The sequence below is a fragment of the Micromonospora sp. bgisy143 genome (assembly GCF_057708145.1).
Map to the genome: position 1 here is coordinate 313,166 of NZ_JBYIRN010000003.1, position 17,017 is coordinate 330,182.

Here is a 17,017-nt window from a genome sequence, read left to right on the forward strand (position 1 = left end):
GACCTCCATGCCGACCGCACCCCTCGCACGGTCTGGCCACCAGGTTGCCCAGCACGGGTTGGCGTTTTCTTGGCAGCGCGCACGGCGCTGCCAACCGACCGGAGCATCCCCGATCTCAGCCCGCCATCACCGTCGCATCGCACGGAGGCCGGCCCCGCCCCACAGGAACATCGGCTATCCGGCCGGGACGCCGACCGGACGGCCGTCGTGCCGCTCCAGCAGGACCCGGACCATGTCCGCCTCGGGAGTGCCGAGCGCTTCCAGGATGCCCAGCGCCTCCCGCCAGGCCGGCGGGGAACCTTCCAGGTGACCCAGGGTGATCAGCGCGCGGGCGCGTACCAGGGGTGCCCCGATCGCCGCCGCGCGATCTGCCGCCTCGCCGGCGAGCCGGGCCGCCTGCACGGGATCGCCGTCCTTACGGGCGATCTCGCCCAACGCCGCCAGCGCGTCGACCTCGATCACCGCGGCGCCGGACTGTCGGGCCAACGTGACCGCCCGTTCCAGCGAGGAGCTGGCCAACAGCGGCGTCCGTTCGGCGACGGACGCGGCGAGGCCCACCAGGGCTTCGGCCTCGGTCGCCAACGTGCGCGCCGACCTGGCCCACTCGGCGGCCCGGGTGAACCGGGCCGCCGCGCCGGTGAGGTCGCCGGTCAGCCGGAGCAGGGAGCCCTCGGCGATGTCGATCGACGCCTTGCAGTGCCAGTCGTCGGTACGGTCGGCGAGACGCTGCGCGGCGGCGAGCGCCGACCTCGCCTCCGCCACGTCGCCGCGTAGCGTGTGGATCTGGCCGATCCCCGCCAGCGCATTGGCCTCGATGGACGCCATGCCGACCTCATGGGCCGTCCGCACCGCCGCCTGGAGATCCCGCAGGGCGGCCGGGTACTCACCCCGGTTGGTGTGCACGAGGCCGAGGTTGGTGAGGATGACCGCCTCGTTGGGGCGTGCGCCGTCCTCCCGGTGGATGACGATGGCGGCGGTGAGTCGCTCGACCGCCAGCCGCAGCCGCCCCGCCATGGCGTAGATCGTCCCGAGGTTGCTCGACATCACCGCGATGCCGTAACGGTGGCGGATCCGCTCGTTGAGCCGCAACGCGTGCTCGAAGCAGGCCGCCGCCGTCGCCAGTTGCCCGAGGTCGCCGAAGACCGCGCCGAGCGAACCGGTCGCTGCGGCCTGGCCCTGCGCGTGCCGGGCGCTGCGGAACAGGTGACCCGCCCGGCGCTGGTGCGCGATCGCGACCAGATGGTTGCCGGTGAGGTGGTACACGTTGCCCAGACTCATGTGTGCCGACGCCCGCAGAGCCAGGTACGCGTCCCCCCTCGACGCGTGCAGCGCCGCCTGTGCCACGAGCAGCCAGTTCAGGGAATTGCGGGTGACCCAGAAGTACGTTCGTAACTGGTCGGCGAGCAGGGCCGCAGCGTCCCTCGACGTGCCGTCGGCGGCCGCCCTGATCAGCGCGACCATGTTCGACTCCTCGGCCTCGAGCCAGGCCAGGGCCGCGTCACGGTCACCGATGCCGGCGTCGATGACCGCCAGGCTCGTCGGCAGCTCCAGGCGGACCCGCCCCGGGGCCAACAGGTCGCCGGCGGCCTGGGCGCGGACCAGGTACCACGCGAACAGGCGGGCGAGGACGGTGTGTGCCTCGGGCCGACCGGCCTGCCGCGCACTGTGTTGGCCCGCGTAGCGCCCCAGCAGGTCGTGCAGCGTGACGCGATCGTCGTCGAACTCCACCAGGTGCGCCGAGAAGAGTCGGGCCAGCGTCCGGCGGGCCGCATCCGGGGTTGTCTGCGCCAGGTGTGCGATCGCGTCGACCGACAGCCTGAGCCCTGGAACGGTGCCGAGGAGGCGGAACATCCGCTGGGCCTCGCCGGGAAGCCGGGTGTAGGAGAGGTCGAACGCCGTCTGTACGGCGACACTCGGGTCGTCGTCGATCGCCAGGGCGGCGACGCTTCGCTGCCGCAACTGCCGCACGTACGCCGACACCGCGAGGTCAGGCTCGTCGTGCAGCAGTGCCGCCGCGATCCGCAGGGCCAGTGGGAGCCGACCGCAGACCTGGGCGAGGTCCCGGATCGCGTCGCGATCGGCGGCTCGCGGGTCGGCGCCGAGCAGGACGGTGAGCAGCTCGATCGCGTCGGGCTCCGGAAGCAGTCCGATGGTCAGGCGGTGGGCGTCCTGCTGGGCCACGAGCCCGGTCAGGCGGTCCCGGCTGGTGACCACGACGAGGCTGTCCACAGAGCCGGGCAGCAACGGCCGCACCTGCTCGGCGTCGAGTGCGTTGTCCAGAACGATCAGCAGCCGGCGGTCGGCGACGACGGTACGGTAGAGCGCCGACGCCTCCTCCGGGTCGGCCGGAATGCGGCCCGCCGGCACCCCGAGACCTCGCAGCAGCGCGCCAAGCGCCTCCGCCGAGCGCATGGGCCGGCCGGCGGAGTAGCCCCGCAGGTTGAGGAAGAGCTGACCGTCCGGGAAGCGGTCACGGACGCTGTGCGCCCACCGGATGGCGGTCGCCGTCTTCCCGACACCCGCCGTGCCGACGACCGCGGAGAGGATCAGGACCTGCGGCGCTACCGCGTCGGCGAGCAGGCGGTCGAGCTGACGCGACTCGGCGTCGCGGCCGACGAAGTGTCCCGGCGGCAGCGGTAGTTGCGCCGGCCCGCCGGTAGAGGCCGGTGTGCCGTCCGAGGGTGCGGTGGCGCGGGACAACGTCCGGTAGGTCGCCTGGATCTGCTCTCCGGGAGCGACACCGAGGTCGGTGGTGAGCCGCTCGGTGAGGCTGGCGTAGGCCGCGATGGCCTCGCTGCGACGACCGATCCCGTTCAGGGCCAGCATCAGCAGCTCGACGGGCCGCTCGCGCGTCGGCGCCTCACCGATCAGCTCGTGCAGCGGCGCCAGTACTTCCCGGTGCTGGCCGGCGTCGAGGCGGGCACCGAGCAGCTCTTCCTGCGCGGTCAGGCGTGCCTCGTCGAGCTCCGGGAAGAGCCGGCCCCGCTGGGCGTCGTCGAAGACGTCGGCCAGGGCGGCGCCCCGCCACAGACCGAGCGCGGTGCTGAGCATCGCGATGCGCTGACCGGCATCGGTGACGTCCCTGCTCTGCGCCACCAGAGCGGTGAAGCGGTGCACGTCGACCCGCTCTGCCCGGATCTCCAACGCGTAGCTGTTGGGTCGGGCCAGCAACGCGGGCTCGCTCGACCGGCCCAGCTCCAGCGTGGACCGCAGGTGCGAGATCATGGCCTGCAGCCCCGCTCGTGCCTGGGCCGGAGGCTGATCTTCCCAGAGCAGGTCGATGAGTCGCTCCGCAGAGTGGAACTGGCCCGGTCGCATCGCGAGGATGGCGAGCAGCCGTCGCTCCTGACGACGTCGGACGGGCACGACCCGTCCGTCGATGACAGCCTCGACGGGGCCGAGTAGTCGCAGCTCCACAGCCGCAGGCTAACAAGGCGTACCGACGTCGACGGAGGGCCATGTGTCTATGTGGGACGCACCCGGCGGTCAGCTTCCCGGTCGGCCGAAGCCGCTGCGGATGACGGATCTCAGGGCCCCCGGGCCGCCCGGGGACCCTGACGTCCGCCTGCCTTCAGCTGATCCAGGGAGTGCACGTCCAGGCGCCGCCGTTGAGGTTGAAGCAGGCCTGGTGCTCGTCTGAGGAGTCGAGATCCTCGAGCATGTTGGTCCACACCCCACCGTTGGTGGAGAGGAACTGCTTGCTGAGGCTGCCCGTGTACCAGTATCCGTAGGATGACCACACCCGGCGCTCGATGCGTACGGTGAACGTGGCGCCCGCGTAGCGGACGTACTGGTCGTTCTGCAGGCGGGCCCAGGCCGCCCTGCAGCCGGGTGACTTCACGACGACGATGCCGAGTCCGCTGTCGTAGCCGCCGCCGGTCCAGCCGTACCGGGTGCCGCTGCACTGGCCGTTGGGATCGACGTTGTGACAGCCGGTGCCCGAACACGCGGCCAGCGCCGGCGACACCGGTACCGATGCGGCGACCACGCCGAATCCCATGAACGCCACCAGGGCGATCAGCGTCCGTGCCAGGCGATGCGTCCGGACCTTCGCTACCTTCATGCTGTCCTCCTCAGTCGTGCTGCGTGTCGTGGAGGTGATCCTTCGGCGTCGCCGCATCGCGGCCGCATCGTCAGGCCATCCGCGCCGCGTCGTACCGCCATCGCCGTCGGCGTGCACCGCCGGACGACGAACGAGCGGGCCCACGACGCAGCCGGCGTACGCCGTGCCGTGATGCCGGAGCGGTACGCCCACGATGCCGTTCTGGTACGCCGACGGTGCGCGCGGTTCCGACACTGCATCGACCCCGAGCATCCTGGAGGAGCCGCAGTGTCGACATCACCACCCCACCCCGCGCTGCCGCGCGGGCTCACTCCCGGCGCCGCCCGTCGCGGCGTCACCGCCGCGCTCGCCGCCACCGCGCTCGTCGCCGGCGGTCTCGTGGCGCTCCCCGCGCCGGCCGCCGCGGCGCCTGATCCGCCCCCGAAGGACGTGGCGTCCACCGCGGTACCGCCCGCTCAGCGGGACTCGACCCTCAAACGGGGCTGGCGGACGTCGCAGGACCGGGCCTGGACTCTCTCCGGCGACATGACCGGTCTGCACGTGCTCGTGGCGTCGGCCGCCTCCGGTTACAGCTGGACGACGGCGGCGACGCTGAGCGAGCCCGGACTGGAGACCGACCAGTGGATCGGCAACGGCTGCCTCACCGAGTCGGGCCGGCGGCTGGTCGTCACGTACGCGCCGCGCGCCTACACCAACAAGCCCGACCTGTTCGACCGCGGCGCCTTCGTGGCGGTCGTGGACCTCACGGACCAGTCCGTCCGGAAGGTGGCCGCACACGCGTCCCTCGCGTACTTCAGCCCCGGCTGCGGTACCGGTGAGAACGTCGTGCTGAGCACGTTCACCGGCGGCGACACCGGCTCGGGCAAGACCCGCCTGACGCAGCTCGACGCGGCGACCGGCACCGTGGCCGCGCCGATCCAGGTGGCGGGCCAGCTCACGTCCGCGCTGCCGGTCAAGGACAAGATCATCGCCGCCGACAGTGGCGCGCTGGTCACGGTCGACCGCAAGGGCCGCCGGTCGGCCGTCGCGAGGACCACCGGCGTACCGTTCCGGCTGGCGGCCAACGGCGACGGCGTCGTGTACATGGATGCCGACAGCAAGGCAGGCCGGGTCAAGCGGACCGTCGTGCGGTCCGGCGCGACGGCCACGCTGGCCGAGGGCGGCACGACCGACATGAACGTGGTCAGGGGAGCGGGCGGTCGGGTCGGCATCACCGGTACCCCCGGCAGGATGCACAAACTGCCCACGGGTGTCGCGAAGCTCGACGCGACCGTGCAGGCGGAGATGTCCAGCGAGGGTGACCTGTTGCTGGACGAGATCAAGTGGACGACCGACCCGCGTGCCGCGCCGGCCACGGACGACTCCCGCGGACGGTCGCTCACCATGAGGGCCACGGTGCCGGCGACCGGTCGCAGCGTGAACTTCGCGGTCGCGCCAACCACTCCGACGTCGGGCGACGCCGGCGCTCGGGCGAACCCGAGGACGCCGGGGCGGGCCCGGTCGGCACCGGGTGCCACGACGCTGGCGACACCGCTGCACGACCCGGTCGACACTGCCGCCTGGTGCGCCGTCCCGCGCAACGACGTGCGGGCACAGGTGTACCAGCCGCGCGCCCGGGAGATCGAGTGGGTCGTCGACATGGCGGTGCAGGACTCGCTGATCCTCAACCGGGTCAACAACTTCAACCAGTCCGGCCTGCCCGGCTACAACGTCGCGCAATGGTTCCCGATGCGGCCCCTCACCGGCGGCGGCCACGTGCCCGCGCAGATCATGCTCGGCATCCTCGCCCAGGAGTCGAACCTGTGGCAGGCGTCGCCGCACGTCCTGCCCGGCGAGTTCGGCAACCCGCTCATCGGCAACTACTACGGGCTCGACATCTACGACGCCGACACGAGCGACGACTGGACGATCCGCTGGGACAAGTCCGACTGCGGCTACGGCGTCGGGCAGGTCACCGACGGTATGCGCAAGGCCGGGTTCCAGAAGCCGAACGAGGTTCCGCTGCCGTACAACCAGCAGTTGGCCATCGCCGTGGACTTCGCCGCGAACATCTCCCAGTCGCTGCGGATCCTGCAGGACAAGTGGAACCAGGTCCATGCGTACAACATGAAGGTCAACGGCGGCGACCCGAAGTACATCGAGAGCTGGTTCTTCGCGGTGTGGGCCTACAACACCGGGTTCTACGAGCCGCAGGGCAGCACGGACGGGCCGTGGGGCGTCGGCTGGGCGAACAACCCGGCCAACCCGCGGTACCCGGCGAACCGCAAGGCGTTCCTGGAGGAGACCTACGACGACGCGCGGCATCCGAGCGACTGGCCGTACCCGGAAAAGATCATGGGCTGGGCCGGACACCCGCTCAACGCGATCGAGAAGCCGGACACCTACACCGACGGCTACCGGTACGCGTGGTGGAGCACCAACGACGGGCGGGCGCGGGTGAAGCCGCACCTCCAGACGTTCTGCGACCAGTCCAACGACTGCTACTACGGCAACAACCTCCCGCCGACGGCGCCCGAGGTGATCGACGAGCCGGCCGGCCCGTGCCACCACGTGAACGTCATCGGCGAACGGGACCTCAAGTGCTGGTACAACCGGTCCGCGGACTGGAAACCGGGCTGTCTGGACTGTGGTAACGCCGCCATCAGGTACGACCCCGGCTGGGAGTATCCGGCCGCCGGGGTGAGCTACTACCCGAAGTGCGGCACCGACCTGCCGGCGAACGCGCTCGTGGTCGACGATGTGGTCAACGAAGTCGTCAGCCCACGCCGTGACGAGGCCGGTTGGCTCTGCACCAGACGAACGAACAGCGGCACGTTCACGCACGGGTTCGCGGGCGAGACGCAGAGCGGCACGCTCCAGTACCCGGGCAAGATCGACCTGCACCAGGTCGGCGGCGGGTACGGCGCCCACTACTGGTTCACGCACACCCGCGCGCCGGGCAGCAACCTCTACGTCAGCGGCACGTGGACGCTGGACCGGACGGTGAACGGCTGGATGCGGGTCATGGTCCACATTCCCGATCACCTCGGGACCACCCAGCAGGCGGCGTACAAGATCACGACCAAGAACGGCGTGGTCAAGACCCGCATGGTCCAACAGCGCGGGTACGCGAACCGATGGGTCGCGCTCGGCGTGTTCGAGTTCAACAACGTCCCGCAGGTGGAGCTGACCAACATCGTGTCGGACCTGACACCCGAGGAGTTGGCGCAGCTGCGTGACGATGTGCCGGCCAGCGGACAGGGCGACCTCGCCCTGGGTCGGCCGCAGGAGAACGTTGCCTTCGACGCGGCGGCGTTCATCCCGCTGCCGGGCAAGCCGCAGCACCAGGTGGTGGCGCTCGGCGACTCGTTCTCCTCGGGCGAGGGCGCCTCGCCGGTGAACGGCTCGGACTACTACCGCGAGACGGACAACAACAGCAAGAACGCCTTCCGCAACGGCTGCCACCGCTCGAAGAACGCGTGGTCGCGCAAGGCGGTACTGCCCGGGTCGTCCACGCCGATCGGGCTGCGGGCGGACATCACGAGCCAACAGCACGACGTCAACATGGACTACCACCTGATCGCCTGCTCGGGCGCGGAGACGGAGAACATCCTGCCCCTGCACACCGTCAGCAACGAACCCCGCAACGCCGACGGTGAACGGGGCAAGGGCCAGTACCTGGAGGCGTCCCAGCTCGACAAGGGCTACCTGGATGAGAACACCACGCTCGTCACGATCTCGATCGGCGGCAACGACGCGAGGTTCGGTCCGGTGGTCAAGGAGTGCCTCGTGATGGCCGGCCCACTGGACTGCTTCAAGGCGAAGCTGTCGGGCGAGACGGACACCGTGGACGTGTCGACCAGGCGCCGCATCGCCGACGCGGTACCGCGATCGAACGCGAAGGTGCTGGAGGAGATCCACAAGAAGGCGCCGAACGCCAAGATCATGCTGATGGGATACCCGAAGCTCGTCGAGATCGGCGGCGACCCGACCTGCGCCCTCAAGCTCGTCCTCAGCGACGAGGAGCGGGTGTGGCTCACCGAGATGAGCGTGCTGCTGCGTGACGAGCAGCTGGACGTCGTCCGCGATTTCAATACGGCCCACGGCGCGACGATCGCGTACTACTCCGACCCGATCGACGAGTTCGCGGGCAAGGCGGTCTGCGGCTCGCCGGCGGGCATCCACGGAGTCGTGACGGACAAGTCGCCGGGCGACACCCCGGACGGCCCGACGTCGACGCAGTCCTTCCACCCCAACAGCCCGACCGGTGTCAGCCTCTACGCGCAGTCGATGAACTTCACGGTCGCGCAGATGTATCCGTGACGAACGCTTCCCGATCCGGGAGCCCGGGCGGCCGTCGGCTGCCCGGGCTCCCGGCCCCGCGCATCAGCCTGGTCTAGGTGGCTGGTGCAGACGCACGATGCTCGCGGGTAGGACGACCGTCAGCAACCGATCGTCATCCGTCTGTGGCGGCCTGCCGACTTCGGCGATGCGGACCGGCGCGGTGTCGGGAACGATCACGTCATGGACCTCGGATCCCCTCGTCCGGCCTCGCCGCGTCGAGTGGGTCGTTCCACGACGTGGTTCACGGTGCTGTCGCTGGTCGGCGTTCTCTTCCTCTCCGCCAGCATCGGGCTACGGCTGCTCGACCAACCCGAGGAGTACCGGACGTTCGACCCGTCGGCGACCGGGGTGGTGTCCCACGGCGACTTCGAGGGATTCTTCACCGGCTCGTTCGGTGTCGCCGCTGATCCCGGCACGGTGACCGGACTGCGCTGCGCCCTGACCTGTCCGGCGACGATGTCCGTCACACTCGATCAGTCATCCCCGGAAACCGTCGCCGTCGTTGTCCGCGCTGGGCTGATGGGCACACAAACGGGCAGGACGAACGCGCGCCTCATGGTGATCGCCCCACACGATTCCGACCACTTCACGCTTGCGGAGCACTCCCACCCGGGGGTGCGGTTGAAGGTGACCCCCATCGATGTGGTGAGCGCGGAGGCCGGTCGACCGAACCTGGCAACTGTCACGTTCACCGAGATCTTCCCACGACCTGGGGTGAGATTCGAGCTGGACTTCCAGTGGCACCCGGGTGACAGCGGTGGCTGGAAGAAGTCGTTCTTCGGCCGGCGCAACCTGGGCGTCCCGTACTTCACCGGCGACCGTTTCTTCTTCGATCCGCCCACCGTGTCACTGCGTCCGGGCAACGGGCTCGACGCCTCCCTGTCCCGGGTGAACCTCGACGTCGCCGTGACGCCGCAGAGCCGCATCGGCAACGCGCTTCCGGACCCGGACCGCAAACCGTTGCCCCGGACGGTGCGGTGGTCGGTGCCCGGAGAACAATCCGCTGCCATTTACTTCGTCACTGCCGAGGAGCGCTGGAAGCGGATCCTGTTCGGGCTCATCAACGAGCAGGTCCTGTTCTTCGCCGGTCTTCTTCTCGGGGCGTGGCTGGGGGAGATTGCCTCCCAATGGCGGAAAACCTGAGGCGACCTGACAGGTGTCCGAATCTGTACGGGACCGTGCGGGACTGTTCGGAACAGGAAAACCGTACTCGTCGCATTGAGCTTGGCGGGGGAGAGGGCTAGCTTCGATTCTCATCGATCGTTTGGTGGGACGCGAAAAACCCGCTCGCCACGGGATGCCGCTATTGGTCCCGACGAGGAGTGTTGGCATCGACGCTGGTGATCAGCGCGGCTGATCGGGTCGGTACATGGCGCGTCGATACCCGACGAGACGCCGTAACGACGGCCTACGTGAGGGAGAATTCGTATGCTTGGCAAAGGACGCCGGCCCGGGCGCGGATACCGTCTGGGGCTGGCCTCCGCGCTCGTGAGTGTGGTGGTGGTGATGTCGTCCGCGCAGCCGGTCCACGCCGCCAACCTCGGCAGCGAGCCGACCCTGCCCTACGCGCAGCCGACCAACGCCAGCCTGCCCAGAGCGGGATGCGACACGACCGCCACCGACCCGAAGAGTCCGCCGGCCAGCAGTCCGGCGGCGGTGCAGGTGATCTATGCGTGGAACGACTCCACCGGGAACCAGTACGCGACGAACGTCGAGCATGCCGCCCGCGTCATGGACCGCGTCGACTGGCTGCTCGACCAGGCCAGCAACTACGACCAGCACCTGAAGCTGAGCTGCCGGTCGACGACCACCAGCACGTACAACCAGTACGCGCAGGCCATGGTGACACCCGAGAAGATCGACACCCCGAACACCGACTACTGGTCGATCGCGAACGAGCTCTCGACCAAGGGGTACGACGACAGCAACCGCTGGTACGTGGTCCTGACGGAATTCCCCGCCCCGTCCAACTCGGCGTACTGGTGTCCCACCAGTGGGGGTAGCGGCTGTGTCTCCGTCGTCGAGGCGTGGGACAGCGGGGTGGTCGGGCACGAGGTGTCACACCTGCTGGGCGCCGGTCACGCCTATATGAGCGAGCACGTCTGGCAGGACTCCAACGGTAACTGGCAGGCCGAGCAGTACTGCCCCGACATCATGATGTGCGCCGGCGACTGGTGGGCCTTCGACATGGGCTACCGCCAGAATTACGACCCGAGCGAAACCAGCGCACGGTTCTACGTGGACAACTACCCGTCGACCACGATGAACAACGCGGCGGTTCACCCGCTGCTCACCCCGCCGGTGTGCTGCGACGTCGGTGCCAACAACGACCTGCTGACCGCGCAGGAACGGACCATCGAGGCGCAGGCGCCGGGCACCTCGAACCCCACCGGGTTCACCACCTCCGGATCGGGGGCAGCCATCTCGGTGACACCGCAGGGCTCGTACGCCGGCGTGTCCGCCCGCTACTTCGACAACCGTCGCTCGTTGCAGTTCGTCAGCTCACCGCAATCGGCCGAGAAGTCGGTCATCGTGAGCCGCAGGCCGTCGGTGACGGCCGGACACAACTACAAGTTCTTCGTCCGGCTACGCGCCGACTCCGGCACCGCGGCGCTCCGTATGCGGTGGTACAACTCCGCGGGCACGCTGCTGTCCACGTCGCCCGGCACCTCGTTCGGCCTGACGTCGAACTGGTGGGAGTGGTCCTACGAGGCGGTCGCGCCACCGAACGCGGCGAGCGTGCAGATCTCCGTGGTGGCGCCGGCCGGTGGTTCGCAGCCAGCGACCCTGACCATGCACATGGACACGTTGCAACTGACCGACTGCAGCGCCAACCTGAACTCGCTGTGCCGCCCCACCACCTGATCGCAACCCGGTGATCCGGCCTTCCCCACGTCGTGCGAGCGCGACGTGGGGAATGGCCTTCGGTCGGCAAGGGTTCCGCGCGTCGCCAGAGGGTGCATCGGTCAGCGCGGGGATTCGCCGGACCGTAGTCCGTCGACGAGGAGCGCGACCATGCGCTGACCGTAGTCGGGTTCCTCGTCCGGGATGGGGGCGCAGAGTTTCGCAACCGCGTACAGCAGATCCTGGGCGCTGATGTTGGCCTTGATCTCGCCGCTGGCTGTCGCGGCTTCGAGCAGGGACTCGAGGGCCGGTCCCAGCTTCTGCACCAGGTAGCCGGGCAGACCGTCGAACGCCGGATCGCCGGAATGCAGGGCTGCGGCAAATCCGCGTTTGGTCGCGACGAACGCGGTGAACCGGTCGAGCCACTTCGCGAGGGCGGTCCACGGATCGTGCGCGGCGGCCAGCACCGGGGCGGCGTCGGCACAGGCGTCGATCTCGCGCTCGATGACGGCCTTGATCAGGTCGGAACGCTGCGGGAAGTGCCGGTAGAGGGTGCCGACGCCGACGCCGGCCAGATCGGTGATCTCTTTGGCCGGGGCGTCCACGCCGGTCGTGCCGAAGACCGTCTTCGCCGCATCGAGCAACGAATCGATGTTGCGGCGCGCGTCGGTGCGCATCCGGCGCGGAGCGCGCTCGCGGCCCTCCGCACCCGCCGTGCTGTCGGACACAGCTGCCCTCCCTTGCTGTTCCGGAAAGCCTTTCCGTATAGTTCTGGAAAGACGTTCCGGATAACCACGATACCGCAGGGAGACGCTCATGCTGTACCGCACCCTGGGCCGGACGGGCATCAAGGTCAGCCCGTACGCGCTCGGCACGTTGATGTTCGCCACTGTGATCGGAAACCCCGACCCTGACGACTCGGTCAAGGTCATCCACAAGGCGCTGGACGCGGGGATCAACGTCGTCGACACCGCCGATGCCTACGGCGACTCCGAGGAGATCGTGGGCAGAGCCCTCAAGGGACGGCGGGACAGCGTCGTCCTCGCCACCAAGGTGGGCCTTCCCCGGCTGAACGCCCTGCCCCGGACGCCCGGCGCGGCCGGGCCCATCGACCCCAACCGGCGAGGCGCCTCCCGCCGCTGGATCATGACAGCCGTCGAGGACTCGCTGCGCCGCCTGCAGACCGACCACATCGACCTCTACCAGATCCAGCGGCCGGACCCCGACACCGACATCGAGGAGACACTCTCCGCGCTGTCCGACCTGATCCGCAGTGGCAAGGTCCGGGCGATCGGGTCATCCACGATGCCCGCGTCCGACATCGTCCAGGCCCAGTGGGTCGCCGAGCGGCGCGGCCTGGAACGTTTCCACACCGAGCAGCCGCCCTACTCGATCCTCAACCGGGGCATCGAGAGCGAAGTGCTGCCGGCCGCGCAGCGCTACGGGATGGGCACTCTGGTGTGGGGCCCTCTCGGGCAGGGCATGCTCACCGGCCGGGTTCGCAGGGGTGCGCAGAACGACCTGCGCCGTGCCCGCTTCTCCAAGCACCTGACCGACGAACGCCGGATCGGCGTCGTGGAACAACTCATCCCGCTCGCCGACGAGGCAGGTATCCCGTTGACCCACCTCGCCATGGCGTTCACCATCGCTCACCCCGGCGTGACGAGCGCAATCCTCGGACCGCGCACGATGGAGCACCTCGACAACCTGCTCGCGGGCGTCGACGTCACGCTCACCGACGAGATCCTCGACCGGATCGACGAGATCGTCGCGCCCGGCACCGATGTCACCCGGCTCGACCAGGCCTACCTGCCCCCGGCCCTGTCGAACCCGAACCTGCGCCGCCGGCCGCTCGACGAGCGCGGCGCCATCTGAGCACCGAGACGCGGTGATCGTGTCGTCACCGTGGACCCGCTCTCCGCGACGACGACGCATGGCGGGTCAGCCTCTTCGTACCGTGGCCCCGGCCCGGATCGCCCGCGGTATCTCGGCGACATCGTCGACCCGGTCCAGCAGCATGGCAAGTTCGTCGCCGGACGCGGGTGAGCGCAACTCGACCTGGTAGGTGATGCCGCTCGATGTCCACGTCTGCGTGTCGAAGCCTCCCTCGGCCGTGACGCGTACCCCGTCGATCCGGATGCCGAGTACGCCCGCCTCCCGATAGATGTCGTTCAGGACGCAGCCCGCCGCAGCGAGGTGCAACAGGTGGGCGCCGGTGAAATCCGCCTCGACCGTGACCCCCTCGGCTGTCCAGCGATGAGGGAACCGGATCGCGGCGCCGTCATTCGATCTGAACGAGCCGGCACCGACCACGACCGCGAATTGCTTCACCGGTTGCTCCCGTCCGCCTTGCCTGCACCGATCGGCTCATTGTCGTCCGTTGCCGGCACCGCCACCAGATACCGCGACACTCGCCTCCCGCGCACCCCGGCGCGCCGCTCGGATAGCGAGTCAGCACCGTCAGCGGGAGGGCGAACCGACTCGCTCCCGCATCACGGGTACGGGCAGTGCCGGGTTCGCCGCTGCGGACTCGGCCAGCTCGGTGTCGTCGAGCAGGTCGACGATTCGGTCCACCGGTAGTCGGGGGCATGCCGCCATCGCCTCGCGTACCGTCGCGTCGGGGTCGTGGGTGAGCCGGTCGACGATCGCCGGATCTGCCTCCGGATCGCGGGCGACGAGCCGCCGGACCGCTGGATCCCGGTCGTGGGCGAACCGGGCCAGCGCCGCGGTCGGGAAGTTCGGCAGGGCCAGCAGCCGACCGCGGTCGCAGCGGCGGTGCTCGTACTCGCGAAACACCCGCAGCAGCAGGTCGGGTGGCGCGGCCGGATGGTGGTGGGCGAGGAGGGCTCGTACGGCGGGATCGGGATCGTCGGCGAGCGTGGTGACGGCGTCGGCGGGCAGGCGTGGATCGACCGCAGCCCGCCGGCGCAGCAGCGGGTTGACCGACGTGGCGAAGCGCACCGACTCCGCCGACGGTGGCAGTGGTGGGGACGGCAACGCCGGTCGGTGGTGCCAGCACAGGTCGACACGGCGATCCCACGGTGCCGTGGTCACGTCGATGTCGATCGCCGCGCGGTCCTTCTCGCTGAGTCCGGGATGGACGGAGACGGCGGTGCGCACGGACACGTCCGGGTCCGCGGCGAGCCGCGCCAACTGCGCGCCGGTCAGGTCGTCGCGCTGGGCGAGGCCGCGCCGGACGTCTGCCGACGGGTGCTCGAACAACGCCTCGACCACCTCCGGTGGCAGCGTCGGGTTGGTCGCCATCGCCTCGGCGCCGTGCCAGCCGTCCCGGTCGGCGAGCACGTACTCGATCAGCGCGGGCGAGAGCCGCCGTTCGCTGAGCATGCCCCGGTACGCGTACCCGTTGCCGGGCAGGTCCGCAGGCTCCTGCACCCGTTCCCGCTCAGCGAAGAAGTGAGCGGTCGCCGCCCGCACCTCCGGCACGTCGTCCTGTAGCAGGGCTTCGCGTAGCCGGTTGCGGGACGTCTCCCGCACGAGGCCGAGCAGGTCGACGGCGGCGGCGCGCACCAGAGGTTCGGGGTGGGTGGCGACGGCCGACACCGATCGCTGGTCGCGGATCCCCACCTCGATCACCTCGCCCCGGAGCTCGACGGCCGTCAAGAGGTCACGCCGGAACTGCTCGACGAGCCGATCCAGGTACGGCAGGAACGCGCGGTCCGGCAACGCCAGGTCCGGATCCGCACGGACAAGGTCGACGACGCGACGCTCGGGGTCGTCCAGGAGGCGGAGCCGGATCACCGGGTCGACGTGGGGGTTGGCCGCGAGCGCGCCGCGTACTCGGGCCACGGGGTGCCGCATCGCCGCCGCGACGACCGCGGACGGCAGGTCGGCCCGTCGCCGAAATGCCGCCGGTACGGCCTCGGCGTGGTTGTCGAGCAGGCGCAGGAGCACGTCGACCGGCGCCGCTGGGTTACCCGCCAGGCCCCGTGCCACGGGGTCTCCGGCCGGCCCGTCCAACCAGGGGTTGCCGTGAATGTAGAAGACCCTGGGGGTACGAAGCTGGCCGTCGTCCGTCGAGGAATCCAAGGCCGGCCGGAGTGCCGTCCAACAGTCGTCGGTGATCACGATGAGTGAGGGTATAGCCGCGAAACCGCAGCTCAACAGGGCTTTTCACCCGACTGACAACAGTCCGGGCCGGTTATATGCTGGACATGTCGCTGACACTGCCACCGGACGGCCGTAACCGGAGCTGCCTCGTACTCTGTCCGCGTGCCGGACGATGCGAGCTCCCTGCGCCTTCGCTGGGCGACCCCGCGGCCGCCCCTCGCCACGGTCCTCATGCTCGGCGTGGTCCGTTTCGCGGTCGCCGGTTGGCTGGGCGCCCTCATCCGCCGCTCTGCTGGATAACCGACGTCAGCTACGACGGGACGGCGGCGAGTTCCGCAGCGCCGAACGAGACGGCGAATCGCTTGCACCAGATGCTGACGCTGCGGAACTGCGCCGGGTCGACCCCGGCAGCCAGCCGGTACACCTGGTCGCCGTGGTTGCCTTTGAGCTTGCCCAGTTCCGCGTACCGGCCGTCGTCGAACACCCGCCACCCGGCGGTGCCTGCGCGAACCTTCTGATCGGACAACCACACCCGTAGATCAGGACCGTCGCTGGTGTCCAGCCCGTCGATCTCCAGCTGGTGACTGCCGTCCGGGTTGCGGACCATCCGGACCGTCCCGCTGGTGTCGTGCTCGTGGGTGATGAAGGTGCCCTCCGCGAGAACGACCGGCGCCACCGGGATGTCCGCAGGTTCGGATGAGGATCGAGACGGCTGCGGGACGGTGGAGAGGGTCTCCGTCACGACCCTGTCGGTGAACAACCGCCACGGCTGGAACCAGTAGAGCGCTCCTGCCACGCCGATGCCCAGCACGGCAACGACGATCCAGGCGACGGGAGCGCGGAGAAGACGGCGAGTCACGGTTCAAGTCAAACCACCGGGACCCGTCGTCGCCAGGCGAGGCCGGATTACCGATTGCTTACGGCGCACGAGCGGCGATCCTGTCGAAGACGTGCGCGGTTGCGGAGTCACGCGAAGAGATTGCCGGTGATGTCGGCGTAGAACAGGGCGGGGTCGCCGGAGAGGGAGGCCTTGACGTTGGCGGTGGGCCTGTCGGCGATGACTTCGATCTTGCCCGCCTCCAGCCCGTCGAGAGCCTGGCTGACCACCTCGTGGGGCGGGAGCTTGGGAATGTCGATGCCGGCCATCATGTCCGTGTCGGCGATCGCCAGCGCCAGGGCGGTGACCAGGGTCTTCTGGTCGGCCAACTCGAGTCGGATGCCGTTCGTCAGAGACCACTCCGCAGCCTTCGAGGCGGCGTAGCCGTTGCTGCCGGGGGAGAAGGTGTACCAGCTCAGCGCCGAGATGACGTTGAGGATGGCGCCACCGGCCAGCCTCGGCGCGAAGGCGCGGGTGACGTTGAGGGTGCCCCAGAAGTTGGTGTCGAAGTCTTTGCGGATGTTTTCGGTGGAGGGTCCGAGCAGCGGGGCATCGGTGGAGGTGCCCGCGTTGTTGATGAGGATGTCGAGGTCGCCGACCTTGGCCGCCGCGGCCTCGATGGACGCCGGATCGGTGATGTCCAGCTGGAGGGCGGTCGCACCGGGGATGTCGATGCTCTCCGGGCGTCGGGCGGTGGCGTAGACGGTGGCGCCGCGGGCGAGGAGTGCCTCGACGAAGGCCTTGCCGAGGCCGCGGTTGGCGCCGGTCACGAGAGCTGTGGAGCCGTTGATTCGCATACCACCACGCTAGAACCTCACGTTGACGTGAGAGGCAAATGCTGC

General features: G+C 69.6%; 11 protein-coding genes. 4 read left to right on the forward strand and 7 right to left on the reverse strand.

Features of this window, described 5'->3' with window-relative positions:
* Positions 1 to 174 precede the first annotated feature (174 nt).
* Together AC3EN4_RS07000 and AC3EN4_RS07005 are read right to left on the reverse strand one after the other, a co-directional pair.
* Positions 175 to 3,417 (reverse strand): AfsR/SARP family transcriptional regulator, encoded by a 3,243-nt coding sequence (locus AC3EN4_RS07000; protein ID WP_435205099.1) that lies wholly within the window; start codon positions 3,415 to 3,417, stop codon positions 175 to 177.
* A 154-nt stretch (positions 3,418 to 3,571) separates the two neighbouring features.
* Positions 3,572 to 4,315, reverse strand: coding sequence for a hypothetical protein (locus AC3EN4_RS07005; protein WP_435205100.1), 744 nt, complete (start codon positions 4,313 to 4,315; stop codon positions 3,572 to 3,574).
* Positions 4,316 to 4,330: 15 nt separating this feature from the next.
* Between AC3EN4_RS07005 and AC3EN4_RS07010 the strand changes: the two genes are divergently transcribed.
* From AC3EN4_RS07010 to AC3EN4_RS07020, 3 genes are all read left to right on the forward strand, one after another.
* A complete protein-coding gene (locus tag AC3EN4_RS07010; RefSeq protein ID WP_435205101.1) occupies positions 4,331 to 8,365 on the forward strand; it encodes a golvesin C-terminal-like domain-containing protein in 4,035 nt (1,344 codons plus the stop codon).
* A gap of 372 nt (positions 8,366 to 8,737) precedes the next feature.
* Positions 8,738 to 9,529: a hypothetical protein gene (locus AC3EN4_RS07015; RefSeq protein ID WP_435205102.1), complete on the forward strand. Its 792-nt coding sequence runs from the start codon at positions 8,738 to 8,740 to the stop codon at positions 9,527 to 9,529.
* A gap of 363 nt (positions 9,530 to 9,892) precedes the next feature.
* Complete coding sequence (locus AC3EN4_RS07020; RefSeq protein ID WP_435205103.1) at positions 9,893 to 11,251, forward strand: hypothetical protein; 1,359 nt, start codon at positions 9,893 to 9,895, stop codon at positions 11,249 to 11,251.
* A gap of 101 nt (positions 11,252 to 11,352) precedes the next feature.
* Here the strand turns inward: AC3EN4_RS07020 and AC3EN4_RS07025 are convergent, their stop codons facing one another.
* On the reverse strand, positions 11,353 to 12,048 hold the full coding sequence (locus AC3EN4_RS07025) for a TetR/AcrR family transcriptional regulator (RefSeq protein ID WP_435205105.1): 696 nt from the start codon (positions 12,046 to 12,048) through the stop codon (positions 11,353 to 11,355).
* Here AC3EN4_RS07025 and AC3EN4_RS07030 point away from each other — a divergent pair.
* Positions 12,047 to 13,105: an aldo/keto reductase gene (locus tag AC3EN4_RS07030; protein ID WP_435205107.1), complete on the forward strand. Its 1,059-nt coding sequence runs from the start codon at positions 12,047 to 12,049 to the stop codon at positions 13,103 to 13,105. The genes AC3EN4_RS07025 and AC3EN4_RS07030 overlap by 2 nt on opposite strands.
* Before the next feature lie 66 nt (positions 13,106 to 13,171).
* Here AC3EN4_RS07030 and AC3EN4_RS07035 read toward each other — a convergent pair whose 3' ends face one another.
* From AC3EN4_RS07035 to AC3EN4_RS07050, 4 genes are all read right to left on the reverse strand, one after another.
* The gene (locus AC3EN4_RS07035; RefSeq protein WP_435205108.1) at positions 13,172 to 13,561 is read right to left on the reverse strand and encodes an OsmC family protein; all 390 of its coding nucleotides are present in this window, start codon (positions 13,559 to 13,561) and stop codon (positions 13,172 to 13,174) included.
* A gap of 129 nt (positions 13,562 to 13,690) precedes the next feature.
* The gene (locus tag AC3EN4_RS07040) at positions 13,691 to 15,184 is read right to left on the reverse strand and encodes a hypothetical protein (protein ID WP_435205109.1); all 1,494 of its coding nucleotides are present in this window, start codon (positions 15,182 to 15,184) and stop codon (positions 13,691 to 13,693) included.
* Between the two features lie 424 nt (positions 15,185 to 15,608).
* On the reverse strand, positions 15,609 to 16,157 hold the full coding sequence (locus tag AC3EN4_RS07045; protein ID WP_435205110.1) for a DM13 domain-containing protein: 549 nt from the start codon (positions 16,155 to 16,157) through the stop codon (positions 15,609 to 15,611).
* A gap of 107 nt (positions 16,158 to 16,264) precedes the next feature.
* The gene (locus tag AC3EN4_RS07050; protein WP_435205111.1) at positions 16,265 to 16,972 is read right to left on the reverse strand and encodes an SDR family oxidoreductase; all 708 of its coding nucleotides are present in this window, start codon (positions 16,970 to 16,972) and stop codon (positions 16,265 to 16,267) included.
* Between the last annotated feature and the right edge of the window lie 45 nt (positions 16,973 to 17,017).

Coding starts and splice junctions, on each gene's coding strand:
- AC3EN4_RS07050 (WP_435205111.1), bottom strand. CDS start 16,972: ATGCGAATCAACGGCTCCACAGCTCTCGTGACCGGCGCCAACCGCGGC.
- AC3EN4_RS07030 (WP_435205107.1), top strand. CDS start 12,047: ATGCTGTACCGCACCCTGGGCCGGACGGGCATCAAGGTCAGCCCGTAC.
- AC3EN4_RS07020 (WP_435205103.1), top strand. CDS start 9,893: ATGTCGTCCGCGCAGCCGGTCCACGCCGCCAACCTCGGCAGCGAGCCG.
- AC3EN4_RS07025 (WP_435205105.1), bottom strand. CDS start 12,048: ATGAGCGTCTCCCTGCGGTATCGTGGTTATCCGGAACGTCTTTCCAGA.
- AC3EN4_RS07005 (WP_435205100.1), bottom strand. CDS start 4,315: ATGCTCGGGGTCGATGCAGTGTCGGAACCGCGCGCACCGTCGGCGTAC.